This is a genomic window from Peribacillus sp. NPDC056705, assembly GCF_043656335.1.
Window position 1 is genome coordinate 277,552 of record NZ_JBHTYI010000001.1, and the last position, 22,689, is coordinate 300,240.

Annotated in this window: 18 protein-coding genes; 14 read left to right on the plus strand and 4 right to left on the minus strand. The window is 43.9% G+C overall.

The genetic code is table 11. From position 1 onward, the window contains the following. Positions 1-113: 113 nt before the first annotated feature. Together ACFRAK_RS01305 and ACFRAK_RS01310 are read left to right on the plus strand one after the other, a co-directional pair. On the plus strand, positions 114-1,538 hold the full coding sequence (locus tag ACFRAK_RS01305) for a S41 family peptidase (protein ID WP_387601136.1): 1,425 nt from the start codon (positions 114-116) through the stop codon (positions 1,536-1,538). 183 nt (positions 1,539-1,721) lie between these two features. Beyond that, positions 1,722-2,945 carry a PDZ domain-containing protein gene (locus tag ACFRAK_RS01310; RefSeq protein ID WP_387601133.1) on the plus strand — a complete coding sequence of 408 codons (1,224 nt, stop codon included), beginning with the start codon at positions 1,722-1,724 and terminating at the stop codon, positions 2,943-2,945. Between the two features lie 66 nt (positions 2,946-3,011). On the opposite strand, the gene ACFRAK_RS01315 is transcribed toward ACFRAK_RS01310, so the two are convergent. Then, entirely contained in the window at positions 3,012-4,001 is a 990-nt protein-coding gene (locus ACFRAK_RS01315) for an ABC transporter substrate-binding protein (RefSeq protein WP_387601130.1), read from the minus strand. 180 nt (positions 4,002-4,181) lie between these two features. Between ACFRAK_RS01315 and ACFRAK_RS01320 the strand changes: the two genes are divergently transcribed. After that, positions 4,182-5,186: a FecCD family ABC transporter permease gene (locus tag ACFRAK_RS01320; protein WP_387601128.1), complete on the plus strand. Its 1,005-nt coding sequence runs from the start codon at positions 4,182-4,184 to the stop codon at positions 5,184-5,186. Further along, positions 5,183-6,238, plus strand: a complete 1,056-nt coding sequence (locus ACFRAK_RS01325) for a FecCD family ABC transporter permease (RefSeq protein WP_387601125.1) — start codon at positions 5,183-5,185, stop codon at positions 6,236-6,238. The genes ACFRAK_RS01320 and ACFRAK_RS01325 overlap by 4 nt, the downstream gene beginning before the upstream one ends. A 179-nt stretch (positions 6,239-6,417) precedes the next feature. Here ACFRAK_RS01325 and ACFRAK_RS01330 read toward each other — a convergent pair whose 3' ends face one another. Then, a complete protein-coding gene (locus tag ACFRAK_RS01330) occupies positions 6,418-6,951 on the minus strand; it encodes a YceI family protein (RefSeq protein WP_260286313.1) in 534 nt (177 codons plus the stop codon). A 192-nt stretch (positions 6,952-7,143) separates the two neighbouring features. Beyond that, on the minus strand, positions 7,144-9,321 hold the full coding sequence (locus ACFRAK_RS01335) for an MMPL family transporter (RefSeq protein WP_394571195.1): 2,178 nt from the start codon (positions 9,319-9,321) through the stop codon (positions 7,144-7,146). Between the two features lie 258 nt (positions 9,322-9,579). Between ACFRAK_RS01335 and ACFRAK_RS01340 the strand changes: the two genes are divergently transcribed. From ACFRAK_RS01340 to ACFRAK_RS01385, 10 genes are all read left to right on the plus strand, one after another. Then, complete coding sequence (locus ACFRAK_RS01340) at positions 9,580-11,187, plus strand: catalase (RefSeq protein WP_387601116.1); 1,608 nt, start codon at positions 9,580-9,582, stop codon at positions 11,185-11,187. Between the two features lie 188 nt (positions 11,188-11,375). After that, on the plus strand, positions 11,376-11,606 hold the full coding sequence (locus tag ACFRAK_RS01345; RefSeq protein WP_192207123.1) for a CsbA family protein: 231 nt from the start codon (positions 11,376-11,378) through the stop codon (positions 11,604-11,606). Between the two features lie 220 nt (positions 11,607-11,826). Then, complete coding sequence (gene uvrB, locus ACFRAK_RS01350) at positions 11,827-13,812, plus strand: excinuclease ABC subunit UvrB (protein ID WP_387601112.1); 1,986 nt, start codon at positions 11,827-11,829, stop codon at positions 13,810-13,812. Between the two features lie 6 nt (positions 13,813-13,818). Continuing rightward, positions 13,819-16,698 (plus strand): excinuclease ABC subunit UvrA, encoded by a 2,880-nt coding sequence (gene uvrA / locus ACFRAK_RS01355; protein ID WP_387601109.1) that lies wholly within the window; start codon positions 13,819-13,821, stop codon positions 16,696-16,698. A 230-nt stretch (positions 16,699-16,928) separates the two neighbouring features. Next, complete coding sequence (locus tag ACFRAK_RS01360) at positions 16,929-18,029, plus strand: DUF4097 family beta strand repeat-containing protein (protein ID WP_387601106.1); 1,101 nt, start codon at positions 16,929-16,931, stop codon at positions 18,027-18,029. Between the two features lie 522 nt (positions 18,030-18,551). After that, the gene (hprK, locus tag ACFRAK_RS01365) at positions 18,552-19,487 is read left to right on the plus strand and encodes an HPr(Ser) kinase/phosphatase (RefSeq protein ID WP_076368260.1); all 936 of its coding nucleotides are present in this window, start codon (positions 18,552-18,554) and stop codon (positions 19,485-19,487) included. 26 nt (positions 19,488-19,513) lie between these two features. Next, positions 19,514-20,326, plus strand: a complete 813-nt coding sequence (gene lgt, locus ACFRAK_RS01370) for a prolipoprotein diacylglyceryl transferase (RefSeq protein ID WP_387601102.1) — start codon at positions 19,514-19,516, stop codon at positions 20,324-20,326. 27 nt (positions 20,327-20,353) lie between these two features. Continuing rightward, positions 20,354-21,292 carry a nucleoside recognition domain-containing protein gene (locus ACFRAK_RS01375; RefSeq protein WP_387601099.1) on the plus strand — a complete coding sequence of 313 codons (939 nt, stop codon included), beginning with the start codon at positions 20,354-20,356 and terminating at the stop codon, positions 21,290-21,292. Continuing rightward, positions 21,289-21,957 (plus strand): pyrophosphatase PpaX, encoded by a 669-nt coding sequence (gene ppaX, locus ACFRAK_RS01380; RefSeq protein WP_394571196.1) that lies wholly within the window; start codon positions 21,289-21,291, stop codon positions 21,955-21,957. The genes ACFRAK_RS01375 and ppaX overlap by 4 nt, the downstream gene beginning before the upstream one ends. Beyond that, the gene (locus tag ACFRAK_RS01385; RefSeq protein WP_192207107.1) at positions 21,954-22,472 is read left to right on the plus strand and encodes an acyltransferase; all 519 of its coding nucleotides are present in this window, start codon (positions 21,954-21,956) and stop codon (positions 22,470-22,472) included. Before ppaX ends, ACFRAK_RS01385 begins: the two co-directional genes overlap by 4 nt. Positions 22,473-22,517: 45 nt before the next feature. On the opposite strand, the gene ACFRAK_RS01390 is transcribed toward ACFRAK_RS01385, so the two are convergent. Continuing rightward, complete coding sequence (locus tag ACFRAK_RS01390) at positions 22,518-22,652, minus strand: YwzD family small protein (RefSeq protein WP_387601093.1); 135 nt, start codon at positions 22,650-22,652, stop codon at positions 22,518-22,520. Positions 22,653-22,689 lie beyond the last annotated feature (37 nt).

A 22,689-nucleotide genomic window follows, 5' to 3' on the forward strand; every position in this document is an offset into this window, starting at 1 on the left:
CAGGTAAATTCCTTGTCTGTTTTTTTTGTGTGGTGTCACCATTTTCTTTAAGCATATTCTTTCCATTCCCCTCATATAGTGAAATACATATCAGGTCAGAAATGGGGATAAATATGGTCAAAAAATGGGTACTTCCTCTAGCAATCATCATGTCACTAGCCATTGGAGCAGTGGGGGGCATATATTGGACAAGCTTCTCGGCCAAGAATGAAGTAAAGGATGAAAGCCAAGCAATATCGAAGGATAAGGAATGGGCAAAAGTTGAACAAGCTTACGGTTTGATCGTAAGTCAGTATGTAGAACAGGTGGACGGTTCCAAACTGGTCGCGGGTGCCATTCAAGGCATGCTGTCAGCGTTGAAAGATCCTTATTCCGTATATATGGACAAGGAGACCGCCAAACAATTCAATGAAACCCTGGACTCCTCTTTTGAAGGGATTGGGACTGAAATCGGAATGGAAGATGGTAAGGTCATCATTGTTTCTCCGTACAAAGATTCACCTGCTGAAAAAGCGGGATTAAAGCCGAAAGATCAAATCCTTAAGGTGAATGGCGAGAGTGTAGAAGGTTTGGATCTGTATGAGACACGCCTGAAAATCCGTGGCGAAAAAGGATCACCCGTCAAAATGGAAATAAAGCGGGCCGGGGTGGACAATCCTCTAGAATTCAATATGGTGCGTGCCGAAATCCCATTGGATACCGTATTTTCATCAATTAAGGAAGTCGCGGGAGAACAAATTGGTTATATCGAGTTGACCTCATTCTCGGAAAATACTGCGACTGATTTCAAAAAGCAGTTAAAGAGGCTGGAAAAGAAGGGAATCAAGGGCTTGGTCATAGATGTACGCGGCAATCCGGGCGGCCTTCTTTCCAGTGTGGAAACGATTCTTGGCGAGTTTATCACAAAAGACAAACCCTATTTGCAAATTGCGGAAAGAACGGGAGAAACACAATCGTTTTTTACAAGCCTTAAGAAAGCGAAAGCTTATCCCGTCGCTGTCTTGACGGATAAAGGCAGCGCCTCAGCCTCGGAAATCCTGGCTGGCGCGATGCAAGAGGCGGGGGGCTATCCATTGGTCGGTGAGAAGACCTTCGGGAAAGGCACTGTACAGCAAGCTGTACCAATGGGAGATGGCAGTAAGATTAAACTTACGTTATATAAGTGGCTTACGCCATCAGGGAAATGGATCCATAAAAAAGGGATCGAACCGGCAATCGAAGTGAAACAACCGGAGTATTTTGATGCACATCAGCTGGCTATTGAGAAGGTGTTGCAGCGGGATATGAATGATGAACAAATCCAGTATGCGCAAAACATTCTGAAAGGACTCGGATTTGAACCGGGTCGTGAGGATGGATATTATGATTGGAGTACAGAGATTGCAGTAAAGGCATTCCAAAAACAATTTGGCCTGGAAGTGACTGGTAAGCTGGACGCTAAAACCGCAGCACATCTGGAATCCGCCATTCTGGATAAGATCCGGGATGAAGATAATGATATTCAGTTACGCACGGCTTTGAATTATTTAGTGAAATAAATTGATGGCACCGTTCCCCTTGGAATGGTGCCTCTTTCGCATTTGATCGAACCCCGCCTGCAATCATGAGGGCAGTTTAGGAGAAACTTAAGATAAACTACTTTTTCTGCATCTTAATAGGCATGAAGGTTACATATTTGATAGAATAGGAGGTAACTGACCAGAACGAAGTTTGACAAAATTTTGATTACTGTTGAGGATGGTGCAAAGAAATTGACAACGGATTGGCTGATTGCATGCTTAATGGGATTAGGAAAACTCTTCCTTCATCCTTTGCTTTATGTTTCGATTGCCTATTGTTTATTCATCGGCTATCTTCGCGTTAAACGGGAACGCCATGATTTCAATACGAAGATTTACAGTACTTCCATGGAGCTGCGTTCCATGTTACCTCAAGGATGGATATGGGGATTGATCCTTTCCTTCCTCACGCTGGCTACTGGACTAGCGATTCCTTTGGCGGCTCTGTTCATCATGGCAGTGGTTACGGTTTTATCCATGCTATCCATGAAAAAGAGGTTTGTTTCCCCCGTTTATACAGTGGGGCTCACCTTCTTTATCCTTTTCTTTTTATATGATAGTGACATCCAGCTGCCTTTATTTCAGGATGCCTTTAATCAGCTGGATCGGTCCGTATATCCGACACTGGTTATTTTGATAGGATTATTACTGATTGCTGAAGGGTTTTTGATTGCTGGCAATGGAAGTGAAAAGGTCTCTCCTCAGTTGGAGGTATCCAAGAGGGGGCAGCCGATAGGTGTGTATGTTTCACAGCGAATCTGGCTAATTCCCATGTTCGTCATGATTCCTGGAGGACAACTTCCAGTGCCTTTCGAATGGTATCCGGTTTTTTCAATCGGGGACATGTCACTATCGCCGATCGTACTGCCCATTTTAATCGGCTTTAAGCAAAAAGTTCATGGGACGCTTCCGGAACTGGCCATTAGGGCGCAAGGCAAAAAGGTAGGGGCATTGGGAATTTTGATTACGCTATTGGCGGCAGTTGGTTACTGGTACCCACCATTGGCAATCATAACGGCTGTTTTAGCCATCCTTGGTCGTGAATTCCTGCACTATACCCAAAAGGCAATGGATCAAAAGCTTCCTTTTTATTTTTCGAAAAGTAAGCTGGGTGTCCAGATTTTAGGCGTTATCCCTCAATCTCCGGCAGATAAAATGGGGCTGCAAAAAGGCGAGGTCATTTCGAAAATAAATGGGGTCGTCGTCAGGGAAGAAGAAGAGTTATACAGGGCGCTCCAAATAAACCGGGCACATTGCAAGCTCGAGGTCATCGATAACAATGAACAGATCCGCTTTGTGCAAAGGGCCCTTTTTGACGGGGAGCATTACGAATTGGGCATCTTGTTCGTAGATGATCAATTAAAGGAAAGCGGACAAGTGGGTTAATGATACATTATTATAAAATAAAAAGGCCTTTCTCGAATTATATCGGGAAAGGCCTTTTTTAAAATATTACTTTTCAAGCATGATCTTTTCTATATCGTCCAGCATTTTATTAGCTGCAATTACGCCGCCAGATGTATTCCAAGTAGCGTCGCTAACCTCATAAGCTTTTCCATTTTTAACTGCATCAAGATTTTTCCAAAGTGGATCATTCGTCCATTCTTTTGCTGTGCTTAGGGCTTGTTTGTCGCCTTCAGGAGCGTAAGTGAAGTAGAAGAGAAGATCTCCATCCATTTTAGGGATGACTTCTTTACCTACCTCGATGGCAAGGTTACCTAATTTATTATCTGCAGTGAACAGTTCCTTCTGTTGCTCTGCACGTTTAAATCCTAATTGATCGAAAATCACTCCGGAGAATGAATCCGTGTAATAAATACGGGTAGTTCCAGCCATGAAACGAACAACGGAAACTTCTTGATTTACTTTATCACCCAATTTAGCTTTAAGATCTTCTGTGTGTTTATCGAATTCAGCAATAACGTCGTTCCCTTTATCTTCAAGGTTAACGGCTTTTGCATATAGTTTAAAGTTTTCTTTCCAATCTCCTCTAAGCGTTTCCGAGAAAACGGTAGGGGCGATTGCACTTAATTTATCATAAACAGCTTCTTGGCGAATCTTGCTTCCGATAATCAAGTCAGGCTTTAGTGATGCGATTTTTTCTAAGTTAACTTCATGTTCAACACCAACAACTTCGACCCCATCCATATCATCTTTAATATGGTCGTACCAAGGGTCACCAAGCCATGATTGAACGGCACCAACAGGTTTAATTCCTAAAGCAAGCAATGCCTCAGTACCTTCATTTGTTAAAACGACCACTCTTTTAGGCGTTTCTTTCAACTCGGCAGTGCCCATGGCATGCTTAATTGTGTAGCTTGTATCTTCTTTCTTGTCTTCAGCCTTATTTCCATCGGCTTTATCATCCGAATTCCCGCAAGCTGCTAGAAGAAAGACTGCAAATATTGTAAAAATCGTTAATAATGACTTGAATCTAAACATCTATGTACCCCTCCCAATTTTTCAGCAAATGATAATCATTCGCACTTAACAGCATCATCATAAAATGAATATACTTTTCTGTCAATATATAAATGAAAATGATTCTCAAATTCATTGACATATTCCCAGTGCCACCAGTAAAATATTACTATACAAACGTGATTGGAAAGGTAACTGGATATGTTATTAAAATATACATGGCAGAAATGGATGGGGCTGTTCATTACCATTCTTTTGCTGCTGTTTTTACTGTGCTCAAGCATTGTATACGGTTATACAGATACAACATGGAAAATGGCCATCGATGCTTTTACCCATTTCAATGGGACGAATGAACACATTGTCATTCAATCAGTAAGACTTCCGCGTGCCCTGATTGCTTCTGCAATTGGTGCAAGTTTAGCCATCTCGGGGGTTTTGATGCAAACGCTAACTAAAAACCCCCTGGCCTCTCCAGATATCTTCGGGGTCAACGCCGGGGCGGGATTGGCAGTTGTCACTGGGGTCACTTTGTTTGGGATAAGCAATCTTCAGGTATTCACATGGCTCTCATTCATAGGGGCGGCCATAGCCGCGATGAGCATATATATGATTGGAAGCATGGGGCGCGGCGGCTTGACACCGATGAAGCTGACATTGGCTGGTGCAGCCATGACGGCCATGGTAGCTTCACTTACACAAGGTCTTCTTGTTTCTAATGAGGCTCTTTTGGATCAAGTCCTATTCTGGCTTGCCGGATCCGTTTCCGGTAGAAGTCTAGACAATTTAAATGCCGTCCTGCCTTATCTTGTCGTAGGATGGGGCCTTGCCTTGATCATGTCCGGTAAAATGAATGTGTTATCAATGGGTGAAGATGTTGCGAAAGGTCTTGGACTGAATATAGTTTTCCTTAAACTGGTGCTGGGGCTGGCAATCATCCTGCTTGCTGGCGGATCGGTGGCGGTTGCGGGTCCGATTGGCTTTATAGGAATCGTCGTTCCGCATCTTACCCGTTCTATAGTAGGCATTGATCATCGGTGGGTGATTCCCTTCTCTGGACTTTTCGGGGCGGTGCTTTTGATTGCGGCCGATGTCATATCCAGGTATATCCTGATGCCCCGAGAAGTTCCGGTTGGAGTCATGACAGCCATAATCGGGACCCCATTCTTTATTTATATTGCTAGAAAGGGGTTCAGCGGCCGATGAAGTCATATAAGAGCTTTCGTTTATTTAATGAAAAAATATCATTCTTGATGGATAAAAAAGCTATGATCGTGATTTTCATATTATTTTTAGTCACTTCACTAGTCTTTGTGATCAGTACTGGAGTGGGTGAAATGAATATAAATCCGTTAAGTGTCCTCCAGGTCTTTATCGGAGGGGGGACGGAGAGCGATCGGCTTATTATCCAATCTTTCCGGCTGCCTAGAATAATTGTTGCCCTGCTGGTAGGGATGGGCCTTGCTGTAGCTGGAGGGATCCTTCAAGGGATGATTCGAAATCCACTTGCTTCGCCGGATATCTTGGGGATAACAGGAGGAGCGACAGTAGCGGTCGTTGGATTCCTGGCCATTTTTAGCGATAAGAATCATTCTTTAACGGTGAGCATCAATTGGCTGCCGTTAGCCGCATTCATTGGGGCGACGGTCGTGGCCCTTCTTGTTTATTCATTAGCCTGGAAAAATGGAGTTCCCCCGATAAGGCTTGTGTTGATCGGGATTGGGGTGATGGCTTTAATGAAGGCACTCACTACGATGATGATGATTCTTGGCCCAGTCTATCAAGCGAGCCAGGCCAACCTTTGGATCACGGGGTCAGTGTCTAACTCCACCTGGAATAATATCGCTGTACTGGCACCATGGACGATACTATTCCTGTTAATCGCCTTCCTGTATGCCAGGAATATTAATTTACAGGAGCTAGGCGATGACCTTGCAACGGGGCTTGGGGGCCATGTCCAAAAACAGCGGTTTGCATTATTGATGATCAGTACGGCCTTGATTGGTGGTTCCACGGCATTTGCCGGCGGAATAGGGTTTGTGGGATTAATGGCACCCCACATGGCCAGAAGGCTGGTTGGTTCGAGTTTTGGAGTGTTACTGCCCACTTCAGCTTTGCTTGGTGGCATCCTGGTTATGGTGGCGGATTTAATTGGAAGGACCTTATTCTCACCTTTGGAAATACCGGCTGGTGTCTTCACAGCGAGCATCGGGGCACCATACTTCATTTATTTACTATATAAAACGAGGAATTCGTAAATCCGGTAAATGTAGAAAGCAGCAGTCATCCTAGTGATGGCTGCTGCTTCTGTTTGTAGACAAAAGGGGTTTGGCGCAAGGGCGCCGAGGCTCCCGAACCGCCCGCGGAAAGCGAGTGCCTGAAGTGGAAATCAACGTCTACACTTAAAAGAACTGTAGGCAAGCCCGCTTTCTTTTCATTAAGCTTCTTTAGCTGCTTCGATTTCGATGGTAAGCGTGATTTGATCGCCGATCAGTACTCCGCCTGTTTCTAACGCCGCGTTATAGGTTAGACCATAATCACTGCGTTTGACTTTCCCTTTTCCGCTGAATCCTGCTTTTTCATTCCCCCATGGATCTTTCCCTTGGCCTTCGAAGGTGATGCTGAAAGTTTCTTCTTGTGTGATTCCATTAAGAGTCACATTTCCAGTTACATCATATTCATCTTCATTCGTTTTCACGATTTTTGTTGATTTGAATGTTAAAGTAGGATTGTTTTCTACATCAAAGAAGTCAGCGGAACGCAGGTGATTATCCCGGTCTGCATTGCGTGTGTCGATACTGGCCACATCAACGGTAAAATCAATTTCTGCAGTTGTTAGATCCAATGGGTTTGCTAGGATGCTTGCTTCAAACTTATTAAAACTACCTTTTACTTTAGCGATCATCATATGTTTTACGGAAAATTCAATAGCACTGTGAGTCGGATCGATGGTCCATTTTGTATTTGTCATGTTTATTCCTCCTGATTATTAATCTTGAATTTATATATCTTTAATTTGAGATATCTTAACTTAATGTAATTATAAGAGGTGAAATCAATAGTGTCAACTGAAAGTTTTCCTTAATTTTGAAAACATGAAAAACCCTGTGCATTTATCGGGCACAGGGTTTTTGCTTATCCAAGGAGAGTAAAGCTGGCACCTTTAGTGATTGGCATGTTCTTTCTCTTCTTGAGTGGTCACTTTACTCGGCCAAAAAGCAAGTCGGCCAAGTAGGGCGGTGATTGCAGGAACAAGGAACGGGCGCACAATGAATGTGTCCATTAACACACCAAGTGCAGTAATGAGACCGAATTGAACCAATACTTGAATCGGAAGTGTGGCTAGAACGGAAAAAGTGGCTGCCAAGATTATTCCGGCGGAAGTGATGACACCACTAGTTTCGGCAACGCCTTTTCTGATGGCCTGCTTGATTGGCATCGTTTCTTTCTTACGCCAAATGCTTGAAACCATGAAAATGTTATAATCCTCGCCAAGTGCAACCAGGAATACGAAAGAATAAAGTGGAATGGTACCCTCTATGGCATCGACACCCATGAAATGGTGCAGGATTATCCAGCCTAAGCCCATTGCTGCAAAGAATGAGAGAATGACTGTTCCCATTAAATACACCATGGCTGTCACAGATCGCAAGTAGGCTAAGAGGAGCAAGGAAATCAGGACGATGATGATCGGGATGATCATGAATTCATCGGATTTTACGGTGTCCCTTTTATCGAATTGCGTCGCAGTTTGCCCGCCAATCCAAACCTTTTCATCAACTGAAGATATATTGGCGGCCTTCAATTCTCTCTCCGCCATTTTGCGGATTTCCGGAATGGAATCAATGGCCTCGAAAGCATATGGGTTCAAGTTGAATGTGACCTCATAGGATTGCAGATCTTTATTGGATTTACTTGTGACTGGATCGGCAACACTTTCAACAATATTCATCCCTTCTAATGCCTGCGCTAAATCGACATCTTCACCATCGGTATCGATAACCACTGTGGCTGGTGCAAGTTCGCCCGGTGAATACGAGTCGGAAATGACAGAATAGCCTTCACGGGAGTTCATATCTTCAGGGAAGGAAGAGAGAATATCATATGAATATTTTATTTGTGAAGAATAGCCAGCTAAAACACTGAAGATGATCAGGCATGTAAGAATGACAGTCCATGGCCTGGTCGTGACGATATGACCGATCCATTTACCGATGCGGCCTTCCATTTCGGGTGTACGCGGAACGATCGGGAAGAAGGAAGCCCTTCCGAATACAGAAAGTAATGCCGGCACAAGTGTTAAAGCTGCCAGCATCATGATAAAAATGGACAAGCTGAATGGTACAGCGAAACGGTGGTAGGCTCCGTATTTGGCTACAAGCAATGTTATCAGGGAGATGACGATCGTAAGGCCGCTCATCGCGATGGCGCCTGATGAATCTTTAAATGCAGCGATCATGGCTTTCCGTTTGCTTTCATGATTCCTTAATTCACTTCTGTAGTGAGAAATTAAAAATAGACAATAATCCGTTCCGGCCCCGAATAATAATACGGTCATGATTGAAATCGCCTGTGAATCGACTGTAATCCAACCATGATCTGCCATGAATCCTAGAATCGGGCTCGTGACAATATAGGCGAAGCCCACTCCGATTAGAGGAATGATGGCTAAAAGAGGAGAGCGGTAAATGAGTAATAACACGACAAGTACAAGTATTACTGTCGCTAACAGCAATTTGAAATCAGCACCTGAAAATAAACCCGTTGCATCGACGGATATCCCTACAGGGCCTGTCACTCGAAGGGATAATTTACCTGAATCTGTCGGGACCTTGAATGGGTCCGATCCAATGCGTTCCGATACAGCTTCATTAATGCTTTCAAGATTTTTTTCGAGAATTTCGGTCTCGGTCTTTTCTTTAAAGAAAAGCGGCTGTACAAAAGTCGTTCCATCTTCTGAAACCGATCCTTGAAGAGCAGGCAACGGAATTTCATGAAGCGGCGGTAAAAAGGATTGCTGTGTCAATGGGTTATCTGTCAGTTCTTTGGAAAGGTACTGGATTTCAGCCAAGTCGGCCTCCGTCAGTCCACTTTCCCGATGCCATGTAAGGAGGGCAGGTAATCCAGAGGATGTTGGAAACTCTTCTTTAATAAGTTCATCAGCCACGACAGAAGGTGAGTCTTCGGGCAAGTCTGCAGCATTATTTGCTGTTCGATCATTAACGGCAGGCAATGTGAAGGTTAATACGATTGCTGCAATTATCCATACAGCAATGACAATCCAACGACCGGTCTTTCCAGACATCATCCTGCCAAGTCTTCCTAATATTGATTCGTCCAATGAAGGCACCCCGTTTTTTGAAATTTTTTATCCTTAGTTCATTATAATGGAGCGCTGTTGTCATAAACAAAAATGGGTATGCTTCCTCCATGTTTTTTACTGAATGCTTCAAAGCTTTCATATCATTATATGATTTACACCGGTTGTTAATGGCATAAACATATGGTCAGCCGTATATAGGGGAGTTTCAAATATTTTCAATTAAATTTGAAGATTGAAGAGTGAAATATAGGGAATAGGGGAAAGTATAATAGTATTATGGCTTTTATTAACAGGGGAGGGATATTTTTGTCCGATAAATCCAAAAAACCAAATGATGAATCGCAAGAAACATTAACGAACAGGCAAGGTCACCCGGTAACGAATAACCAGAGTCTTAGAACTGTAGGAAACAGAGGACCTAGTACACTTGAGAACTATGATTTCCTGGAAAAGATCAGCCATTTCGATAGGGAGCGTATCCCTGAACGGGTGGTGCACGCCCGTGGTGCAGGTGCACATGGTTATTTCGTTCCGACCGGTAAAGCGGGGGACGAGCCGATTTCAAAATATACGAGAGCGAAGGTTTTTCAGGAAGAGGGTAAAAAAACCCCGGTATTCGTGAGATTTTCATCTGTTATTCATGGAGGGACGTCCCCGGAAACGTTACGTGATCCCAGGGGATTTGCGGTTAAATTTTATACGGAGGATGGAAACTGGGATCTTGTAGGAAATAACCTGAAAATTTTCTTTATCCGTGATGCCATGAAATTCCCGGATTTGATTCATGCCTTCAAACCCGATCCGGTCACGAACATTCAGGACGGCAGGAGGATCTTCGATTTTTGCTCGAGCTCACCTGAAACATTCCATATGATCACCTTTGTATTTTCCCCATGGGGCATTCCGGCTAACTACCGCATGATGCAAGGGTCAGGGGTCAATACTTATAAATGGGTGAATGAGGAAGGGAAAGCGGTGCTTGTCAAGTATCACTGGGAACCGAAACAAGGGATCAAGAACCTGACACAGCAAGAGGCAAATGAAATTCAAGCTACGAATTTCAATCATGCCACACAGGATCTATATGAAGCGATTGAACGCGGAGACTATCCGGAATGGGATCTCAACGTACAGATCATGAGTGATGATGATCATCCTGAATTGGATTTTGATCCGCTGGATGATACGAAAATCTGGCCGAAAGATGAGTTCCCATGGCTGCATGTCGGTACGATGGTATTGAATAAAAACCCTGAAGACTATTTCACTGAAGTCGAACAAGCTGCATTCGGCACCGGTGTCCTGGTGGATGGACTGGACTTTTCTGATGACAAGATGTTACAGGGACGTACATTCTCTTATTCCGATACACAGCGTCACCGTGTTGGTGCGAATTATCTGCAATTGCCGATTAATGCTCCGAAGAAACCGACAGCCACGAATCAGACTGGCGGACAGATGCAATATGAAGTTGGCAGAGGCAGCCAAAGCCCCCATATCAACTACGAACCATCAACTGTCGGCGGCTTGAAGGAAGCTAAGCAGACGGGCAAGGAGTATACACCGATGGTGGAAGGGAAACTTGTTCGTGAGACAATCGATCGCCAAAACAATACGAAACAGGCTGGTGAAACATTCCGTGAATTCGAGGATTGGGAAAAAGACGATTTAATTTCTAATTTAGTGGCGGCATTGGCTCCTGCCGACAAGCGCATTCAGGAAAAAATGATAGCTCTTGCCGAAGAGGCCGATGAAGAGTATGGCCGCAGATTGAAAGAGGGACTGGCCGCGGCTTCTGAACATACAAACTCTTCAAAACCTCTGGGCGGGACAGATAACCCTGAGGACGCCGTTAAAAAAGGACATGAAGCGGATCCATATTGATTGGGCTGAAAAGAAGCAAACTTCCCTTTAAAGGGGTTTGCCTCTTTTTTTTATGGGCATAATTGGAGGATGTATGGAATGCTCTTCTGATGATGCTTGAAAATCAAGAAGGAAATTGATTGGCAAAAAACTTAATAATCATTTAAACTGAAACTACTCTATTTTTCTCTTATAAAGGAGATGAAAAAATGATTAAACTTCTTTCTGCCCTTTTCCTTCCTTGTCTACTTGTCATGCTATTTTCAAGAGTCACCTATAACAATGTCGTGGGTCTTGTTTTAACTGTTGCCTTGATTACAGCTTCCGCATATAAAGGTTATACGCATACAAACTTATTGATCATCGTGGATGCCTTATCCCTGACAGTGGGATTTTGGTTATCAAAAAGAATGATGAAACGTACATCCAAGAGCGCCTGACACCAAAGGTGCTTTTTTTGTACTCAAAGATGCCATTCGCTTCAACACATCATGAAGTCCTTAGAACAAAAAAATAGAATAGATGTTCGCTTATTTCTGGTTTGTTTTAAGGCTATTGTGGTAGAATGTGTATATATGCTTTATTAAATCGGAATAAATAGAAGGGATACAGGCATGTCCCGTTTTCATATAAAAATATTTCAATAGGAGGCTATGCTTGGTGAAGGATAAGTTTGAGTTAGTCTCAAAATACTCTCCTCAAGGAGATCAACCGGCAGCGATTGACATGCTAGTCGAAGGGATTAAGGAAGGCAAGGAAATGCAGACGTTATTGGGGGCGACGGGGACAGGGAAAACGTTCACCGTTTCCAATGTGATTCAAAGAATCAACAAACCGACTCTTGTCATTGCCCACAATAAAACGTTGGCGGGGCAGCTTTACAGTGAGTTCAAAGAGTTCTTCCCTAATAATGCCGTAGAATACTTCGTTAGCTATTATGATTACTACCAGCCAGAGGCTTATGTTCCATCCACGGATACATTCATCGAAAAAGATGCAAGCATCAATGATGAAATCGATAAACTGCGACACTCGGCAACCTCTTCTTTGTTCGAAAGGAAAGATGTCATCATCATTGCCAGTGTTTCGTGCATATATGGGCTCGGTTCCCCTGAAGAGTACCGGGAGATGGTCGTTTCCCTCCGGACAGGCATGGAAATAGACCGGAATGCCTTGCTGCACAGACTCGTGGATATTCAATATGAGAGGAATGATATTGCTTTCCAACGGGGGACCTTCCGCGTTCGCGGTGACGTAGTCGAAATTTTCCCAGCTTCACGTGATGAGCATTGCGTACGGGTCGAGTTTTTCGGGGATGAGATTGACCGTATCCGTGAAGTCGATGCCCTGACTGGTGAAATCACTGGTGAACGGGAACATATCGCGATTTTCCCGGCTTCCCACTTCGTAACCCGCGAAGAGAAAATGCGGATAGCCATTCAAAATATCGAAACGGAACTGGAAGAGCGATTGAAGGAATTAAGGGAAGATGAAAAACTCCTTGAAGCACAGCGCTTGGAGCAGCGGACCCGTTATGATTTGGAAATGATGCGGGAAATGGGCTTTTGTTCAGGGATCGAGAACTATTCCCGCCATTTAACCCTTCGTCCCCCAGGTGCGACACCATACACTTTAATGGATTACTTTCCAGAGGACTTCCTATTGGTCGTGGATGAATCACACGTAACCCTTTCGCAAATCCGCGGAATGTTCAATGGAGATCAGGCTCGGAAGCAAGTGCTCGTCGATCATGGCTTCCGTCTGCCGTCGGCAAAAGATAACCGCCCGCTAAGATTTGAGGAATTTGAAAAAAAGGTACATCAATCCATATTCGTTTCGGCAACTCCGGGACCATATGAACTCGAACATACGCCAGAAATGGTTCAGCAGATCATCCGTCCTACCGGATTGCTGGATCCGACGGTGGAAGTGCGGCCGATTGAAGGGCAGATAGATGACTTGATCGGTGAAATACAGGAGCGCGTCAAAAAGAACGAGCGTGTGCTCATTACGACCTTGACGAAAAAGATGTCTGAGGATTTAACTGATTATTTAAAGGAAATCGGCATCAAGGTCCAATATCTTCATTCGGAAGTGAAGACCTTGGAAAGGATAGAAATCATCCGGGAACTTCGAATGGGCAAATATGATGTACTCGTTGGAATCAACCTTTTAAGGGAAGGCCTGGATATACCGGAAGTGTCATTGGTGACCATACTGGATGCCGATAAGGAAGGGTTCCTTCGCTCGGAACGTTCGCTTATTCAAACGATGGGCCGTGCAGCCCGTAATGCCAACGGCCATGTCATCATGTATGCAGATCGCATCACGAATTCGATGGAACTTGCCATCAATGAAACGAGGCGGCGCCGTGAAATCCAGGAAAGCTATAATAAAGAGCATGGAATAATGCCTCAAACCATTCAAAAGGATATCCGTGACTCCATAAGGGCGACCCATGTAGCCGAAGAAGGCGAAGAATATAAAGAAGACCTTGCACCAAGCCTCGCGAAGCTCCCTAAAAAAGAGCGTTTAAAAGTGATGGAGAGCATGGAAAAGGAAATGAAGGAAGCGGCAAAGGCACTGGATTTCGAGCGAGCTGCCGAGCTGCGTGATTTATTACTAGAGTTGAAAGCGGAAGGGTGACGAAACATGGCAATGGATAAAATTGTGATAAAAGGCGCCAGGGCCAACAATTTAAAGAATATTGATATCACGATACCGAGAGACAAACTTGTTGTGCTGACCGGATTATCCGGATCTGGAAAGTCTTCCTTGGCTTTTGATACGATTTATGCAGAAGGGCAAAGACGTTATGTAGAATCACTGTCCGCTTATGCCCGTCAATTCTTAGGCCAAGTGGATAAACCGGATGTCGATGCGATCGAAGGCTTGTCACCAGCCATTTCCATAGACCAGAAAACGACCAGTCGAAATCCTCGTTCAACCGTAGGGACTGTTACGGAGATCTATGATTATTTAAGGCTGTTATTTGCACGGGTCGGCAGGCCGACCTGTCCGATCCATAATATTGAAATCACCTCACAAACGATTGAGCAAATGGTGGACCGCATTCTTGATTACCCTGAGCGGACCAAGCTTCAAGTGTTGGCACCGCTTGTCTCAGGCAGAAAAGGGACACATGCAAAAGTTTTGGAGGAAGTCAAGAAACAAGGATATGTCCGCATTCGGGTGAACGGGGAAATGCATGATCTCAGTGAGGAGATAACTCTCGAAAAAAATAAAAAGCATTCAATTGAGGTCATCATAGACCGGATCGTCATTAAAGAGGGTATCATGGCGCGGCTCGCGGATTCATTGGAAAGTGCTTTGCAGCTTGGCGAGGGCAAAGTCATCATTGACGTCATGGGTGAGGAAGAGCTGCTGTTCAGTGAACATCATGCTTGTCCATACTGCGGATTTTCGATTGAAGAGTTAGAACCGAGAATGTTCTCCTTCAATAGCCCGTTTGGGGCATGCCCGGATTGTGATGGCTTGGGGGCGAGGCTTGAGGTGGACCGTGATCTGGTCATCCCGAATAACGAATTAAGCCTCCGTCAACATGCGATTGCGCCATGGGAGCCGACGAGCTCTCAATATTATCCGCAGCTCCTTGAAGCGGTAGCCAACCATTATGGGATAGATATGGATGTGCCCGTTAAAGATTTACCGGAAGAGAAGATGGATAAGGTCTTGCTTGGTTCAGGTAAAGATAAGATATATTTCCGTTATAAAAATGATTTTGGAAGAGTGCAAGAAGGATATATTTCTTTTGAAGGAGTTTTAAGAAACATCGAAAGGCGCTTCAAGGAGACGAGTTCAGACTATATTCGTGAGCAAATGCAAAAATATATGTCGGAACATCACTGCCCGACCTGTAAGGGACATCGTTTAAAAAAAGAGAGTCTTTCCGTGCTCATTCAAGGGGTACATATAAGTGAAACGACAGCTTTATCAGTGGAAGATGCGTTAGTATTTTTCGATAAACTTGATTTGACTGAAAAGGAAGCGGCAATTGCGAGATTGATTTTACGTGAAATTCGCGAGCGGCTCGGTTTCCTGGCTAATGTAGGTTTGGAATATTTGACGTTGAGCAGGGCAGCGGGGACATTATCAGGCGGCGAAGCGCAGCGTATACGATTGGCTACGCAGATCGGTTCACGATTGACGGGGGTACTCTATATTTTGGATGAACCTTCAATAGGGCTGCATCAGAGGGATAACGATCGATTGATCGAAACATTGAAGAATATGCGCGAAATCGGGAACACCCTGATTGTTGTCGAGCATGATGAAGATACGATGATTGCTGCGGACTATTTGATCGATGTTGGTCCTGGAGCAGGAGCGCATGGAGGGGAAATAGTGGCCGCTGGTACTCCGGAAGAGGTCATGAATAACCCTAAATCCTTAACGGGCCAATATTTAGCAGGGAAGAAATTCATTCCATTGCCATTGGAACGCCGGAAAAATGATGGCCGTGTCATTGAGATAAAAGGTGCCAAGGAAAATAATTTGAAAAACGTTAATGTGAAATTCCCGCTAGGGGTCTTTACAGCCGTTACAGGAGTCTCTGGATCAGGGAAAAGTACATTAGTGAATGAGATCCTCCATAAATCGTTGGCTCAAAAGCTGAATCGGGCAAAAGCCAGACCAGGCGATTTCCGTGAGATCAAGGGAATTGAGCATTTGGATAAAGTCATTGATATCGATCAATCACCGATCGGCAGAACCCCACGATCGAATCCGGCTACCTATACGGGTGTATTCGATGATGTTCGTGACGTATTTGCCTCAACTAATGAAGCGAAGATCCGCGGTTATAAAAAAGGAAGGTTCAGTTTCAATGTGAAGGGCGGCCGCTGTGAAGCGTGCCGAGGCGATGGCATTATCAAGATAGAAATGCATTTCCTTCCGGATGTCTATGTCCCATGTGAAATCTGTCATGGGAAACGTTATAACCGGGAAACTCTTGAAGTGAAATATAAAGGGAAAAACATTTCCGACATTCTCGATATGACAGTTGAGGAAGGCGTTAGTTTCTTTGAAAATATCCCGAAAATCAAACGGAAGCTACAAACGATTTATGATGTCGGTTTGGGTTATATCAAGCTTGGGCAGCCTGCTACCACTTTATCAGGCGGTGAAGCGCAAAGGGTGAAACTTGCTTCTGAATTGCATCGCCGTTCCACTGGGCGCTCCTTTTATATCTTGGATGAACCAACTACCGGACTTCATGTCCACGATATAGCAAGGCTGCTAAAGGTTCTGCAGCGGCTGGTTGACAATGGGGATACAGTTTTGGTGATCGAGCATAATCTGGATGTCATCAAGACGGCGGACCATATTATTGACCTGGGTCCGGAAGGCGGAGATAAGGGCGGTACGATCGTCACTTATGGAACTCCTGAAAAAATATGTGAGGTTTCCGAATCATATACGGGTAAATACTTAAAACCTGTACTTACCCGTGATCAAATTCGCATGGAAAATTGGATTGAAGAAAAAGAAACTCAGCATGAACATGCATAAAAGAACAAGCCATCCGGCTTGTTTTTTTGTAGAAAAATGACGGTGTGCATTTAATCAATCATTTGATTAAAGAATAGGAAAACAAGATATTTCCGGGGAAATCATACATCATCCTTTTCGGAAATTGTCATTTCCCTTTGTCGAATGATGGGAAAAATGGTATTTATGAAACTTTTTAGATATCTGGGCGTATGTATGAATAAAATGAAAGAAGAAAGCGAGGAATGTTCATGCAGGAGGAAAGAAAAAAAATATTGGAAATGATTCAGGATGGAAAGTTATCGGCGGAAGAAGCCATGGGCTTATTGGAAGAATTAGATAAAGCCAGTCAGGAAAGTGAAGCTAAAGAGCAGAAATTGCAAAATGAATTATCGACGGTAGTCGTGGATAAGAAAAGCGAGGGAAGCACTCAGGACACGTTTAAGAAGAATATCCAGTCATCGAAAGAAAAGATCATTGATTTCGTTGAAAGTGCTTTTAAGAAAATCAAAGAAACGGACCTTGATTTCAACTTTGGGAAATCTGTGGAGGTCAATCATATTTTCCAGCATGATCATGATTTCCTGAATGAAGTTGATGTGGATATAGCAAATGGGAAAATAAAAATCGCCGCATGGGACCATGATGATGTCCGGGTTGAATGCGAAGCTAAAGTATACCGTGTGGAAGATATAGAAGAAGCCAGGAAGAACTTTTTGGAAGAAGTCGATTTCACGATTGAAAATGGAAAATTGAGGTTCAAGGTTCGTGAAAAGTCCATAAAGGTTGATACGATCATGTACATCCCAAGGAAGGAATATGAGGATATCCATGTAAGGATGTTCAATGGCGCAATCACGACTGAATCATTGAAATCAGAGAACCTTAAAGCGAAGACGGCGAATGGTGCCATTCATATCATGCAGGGTACCGGTGATTCGTGTGAGCTTGAAACAGCTAACGGGATGATCACCATTTCGGATACCAACTTTAATGACCTGGAAGCCGAGACCTTGAATGGAGCGATTAATGCCGATGGATACTTCAAGAAATTGGATGTTCAAACTTTCAATGGGGAAATCATCTGTACGAATTCAGGGATGGATTGCGATTCGATCCATGCTAAGTCAATCACTGGAAAAGTCCAGTTGACCCTGCCGCAAGGGAAGGCGATCGAAGGAGAGTTGAAATCAAATTTAGGAAGCTTTAATGTAACTTTGGAAGGGATGACCATCATCGAAGAGAAAAGTGATGTGGTTCAGAAGGTCCTTAAGTTTAAAACCGTTAAGGAAGAAGTTCCTGTGCTTCATGTTTTTGCAGAAACCAAGACAGCAGCGATAACGGTCTCTTGAAGAAAAAGAAAGCCCGCAGATATAACTGGCGGGCCCAGAATGTAGCCAAACTCGGTGAAAAGCGGGCTTGGCTACATTTTTTTATGGCTTGTACAATTTGGATGTTGATTTCTTCTCCCGGCACTCGCTTTCCGCCTGCGGGGAGCTCTTCTGGATACGCTTTTCCCGCAGGAGTCTCGCACACCTGCTTCAATCAACTTTATTATTAAATTTTGATAGAAATCATATCTAAGGGGTGTTGCTTGGAGGAGGTTCGGGAACATTATTTGATGAAAGATACGTTTTCTAAAACCCTTTTGTCTGCAAAGTGAGCCCGCCAATTTAAACAGGCGGGCTTTCTTAGTATTCTGCAGTTTCATCTCATCTCTTTCCAGTTTACGGGGACCATACCGCTGTCATCATCCGGGTCTGTGAATAAAAAAACAATAAATCGATAATGCTTTGTTTGGTTATTAACAGAAAAATGCTAAAATAGAAAAAGTATCTCGAAAAATAGCAACGCTCCAAAAGGAGGAAAGATATATGGCAAAAGTCCGTACAAAGGATATAGTAGAAGCGTTCGGTCTAGAACTTATCAGTGGGGAAGAAGGAATTAACCGACCAATAGTCACGAGTGATTTATCTCGTCCCGGACTTGAAATAGCCGGTTTTTTTGATTATTATCCCGCGGATCGAGTACAGCTTTTAGGTATGACGGAAATGTCCTTTTTTAATCGGTTGAATGAACCGGAGCGAATACAGCGGATGGAAGAGTTGTGCAGGGACTTTACTCCAGGCATCATCATTACGCGTGGTCAGGAAGTGCCGATAGAATTGATCGAAGCTTCAGAGCGGGAATCCGTTCCTGTGATGAGATCTAATATGAAGACAACAAGGTTATACAGCCGTCTGACCAATTTCCTTGAAAGCAGGTTGGCACCAACTACTGCTGTTCATGGTGTATTGGTGGATATCTATGGGTTAGGGGTGTTGATCACCGGGAAAAGCGGAGTCGGTAAAAGTGAGACAGCCCTGGAATTGGTGAAACGGGGTCATCGTCTCGTAGCCGATGACTGCGTCGAAATCAGGCAGGAAGACCAAGATACGCTAGTGGGGAATGCCCCGGATTTAATCGAACATCTTCTTGAAATAAGAGGGTTGGGAATCATTAATGTAATGACACTTTTTGGAGCTGGTGCAGTCCGGAGCAACAAAAAGATCTCAATCGTCATCAATCTGGAACTATGGGAAAAAAACAAGCAGTATGACCGGGTTGGTCTTGATGAAGAAAAAATGAAAATCATCGATACGGAAGTGACGAAAATAACCGTACCTGTCCGTCCAGGGCGAAATTTAGCTGTTATCATTGAAGTGGCAGCCATGAATTACCGCCTGAAACGAATGGGAGTAAATGCTGCGGAACAGTTTTCAGATCGCTTGAACCATGCCATTGCAGATCCGGAACATGATGAATTTTAATAGGTTATAGGAAAAGAGGGGACAAAATGGAACAAGGAATACAGCCGCTGAATCCAATCGCGATAGATCTAGGCCCCATCCAGGTACATTGGTATGGACTGATCATCGGTTTCGGTGTGTTATTGGGTCTTATTATCGCTTTGAGGGAATCTGAGCGGAGAGGTCTTGATAAGGAAATATTTACGGATATGATTTTGTTTGCTGTCCCGATCGCGATCATTTGTGCCCGTATTTATTATGTGATATTTCAATGGGAGTACTATTCACAAAACCCGGGGGATATCATAAAAATATGGAATGGCGGAATTGCCATACATGGTGCGTTGATTGGATCGGTGCTGACTGCCATCGTTTTTGCCAAGGTCAGGAAAGTGTCATTTTGGAAGCTGGCGGATATTGCTGCACCGAGCTTATTGTTGGGGCAGGCGATTGGCCGTTGGGGAAATTTCATGAATCAGGAAGCGCATGGGGGAGAAATAACCAGGTCATTCCTGGAAAATATGCATTTGCCTGAATTCATCATAAATCAAATGTACATAAACGGGACGTACTATCATCCGACCTTTTTGTATGAATCGATTTGGAATATCGCCGGTGTCATTATCCTCTTAAGTTTACGGAAAGTGAACTTGCGCAGGGGAGAACTCTTTTTAACATATGTATTATGGTATTCCATCGGCCGTTTTTACATTGAAGGATTGCGGACGGATAGTTTGATGCTGACGGAGTCACTGCGTATCGCACAAGTGATCTCGATTGTGTTGGTGGTTGTAGCCATTGCTTTAGTGGTCTATAGAAGGGTCAGCGGGCATGCAAACAAAAGATATTTAGATGCATAGGGAATATGTGTAAAGGGAGAGGGCATAGTGATAGTAAATTCGGTTAAAAAGGGACTTCTTTCAGGCTTGAATACAACTTGGTCTTTGGGGAAAGTGATATTTCCAGTCACTTTGATCGTCACTGTGCTTCAATATACGCCTGTATTGCCATTCATCATTAACTTGATAGCGCCTTTGATGAATCTCATCGGTCTTCCAGGGGACGCGGCAATTCCGCTTGTGTTAGGGAATTTCCTGAATTTATACGCGGCGATCGCTGGCATATTAACACTTGATCTGACTGTGAAAGAAGTTTTTATTATTGCTATGATGCTATCTTTTTCACATAATTTATTGATCGAGTCAGGTGTGGCGATGAAAACCGGTGTCAAGCTGTGGATCATCTTAACAGTACGGATCGGGCTTGCCCTATTATCAGCGATCGTCATCAATCTTGTCTGGCAGGGCGGATCTGAAATGGCCCAAGGAGTGGCTATCGGGGAGGCTGCAGAGATTAACGGAGCAGGTGCAATCCTCTTACATGGGGTTTTCCAGGCCCTTTCAGGCATCGGTCAGCTGGCGGTCATCGTTATTCCGCTCATGGTGGCGGTTCAAATCATGAAAGATTTAAAATGGCTGGAAGCCTTCTCGAAAGCCCTTGCTCCCTTCATGAAGGTCCTGGGGATGAAGCCGAATGCTTCCATGCCTTTCGTTACAGGCCTGACTCTCGGCTTGGCATATGGGGCGGGCGTAATGATTCAAGCTGCTAAAGAAGATAATGTTTCGAAGAAGGATATGACGATTGCGTTCATCTTTTTAGTTGCCTGCCATGCTGTTGTAGAAGACACACTGATTTTTATTCCGCTGGGGATTCCGGTCTTGCCGTTGTTGCTTATTCGGCTGCTCACGGCCATTGTTTTAACGATGGCCGTTGCGTTTATATGGAATCGGACTGACAGGGTACAGAGAAAGGAAGCTGTAATATGAACAGTAAGATAACTACATTATTATTCGATCTTGATGGGACGTTGATCAATACAAATGAATTGATCATCGCCTCTTTTACGGAAACTTTAAACCACTTTTGTCCTGGTAAGTTCAATCGGGAAGATATCATTCCATTTATCGGGCCGACTTTGGTCGATACTTTCTCTTCCATTGATCCAAAACGAGTGGATGAAATGATCGCTTACTATCGGGAGCATAATTGGAGGGACCATGATTTGCTTGTCACACAATTTGACGGGGTGTTCGAAACCGTTCAAACGTTGAAGCAGAGCGGTTATAAATTGGCAGTTGTTACGACAAAGAAGCGTGATGTCGTCGAAAAGGGCCTGCGTTTAAGCAAACTGGATCAATTCTTTGAAGTGGTGGTCACACTGGATGAAGTGGAAAAGGCAAAGCCCGACCCAGAGCCTTTGGTAAAAGCTTTAAATCAACTAGGTTCGGTTCCTGAAGAAGCGATCATGATTGGCGACAATTATCATGACATTATGGGCGGTAAAAATGCAGGTACAAAAACGGCGGGGGTCTCATGGTCCATTAAAGGCCGTGAATTCTTGGAAAGTTATCACCCAGATTATATGCTTGAGCAGATGGCGGATTTATTGAATATCGTTGAGGTTGAAAAACTCACGGAGGCTAGAAAATGAGACGCACGTCCCGCTATCCAGTTGAAGGGGCAAATTCACTATGGCATGTATATAAGACCGTTCCATTCTGGAAAGTCGTAAAGAATTTTGTGGTGATACAGCTAGCGCGTTATACGCCTTTTCTGGGCATGAAGAATTGGCTATACAGGACTTTTTTACATATGAAAGTAGGAAAGCATACTTCGTTTGCCTTGATGGTCATGCCGGATGTGATGTTTCCGGAAAAAATATCGGTTGGGATGAATACTGTCATTGGCTATAATACGACGATTCTTGCTCATGAATATTTGATTCATGAATATCGTTTAGGAGATGTTGTCATTGGTGATGAAGTATTGATTGGAGCCAATTCGACCATTCTTCCAGGACTTTCAATTGGTAATGGGGCGATTGTCTCTGCGGGGACGCTTGTACATAAGGATGTTCCGGAGGGAGCTTTCGTCGGGGGAAATCCAATGAAAATCATATATACCAAAGAGGAAATGCTTGAGAGAGAGCAGCAAACTTCCTTATGAGAAAAAGGACTTGCCCATATATGTGGCAAGTCCTTTTTAATGGCATTATGGGTATAACGGAGTCAGTTCACTCTTTAGATGCTCTATCACTTCGTTGATTGATACATTTTCCTGGTTCACCGTTGCTTCATACGTTTCTTTTAAAATTTGAAAAAACCTTTGCCGTGCCTGTTCATCCATGTTGAGCCTGTCCTCCTATCATCTATTAAAGATTTAT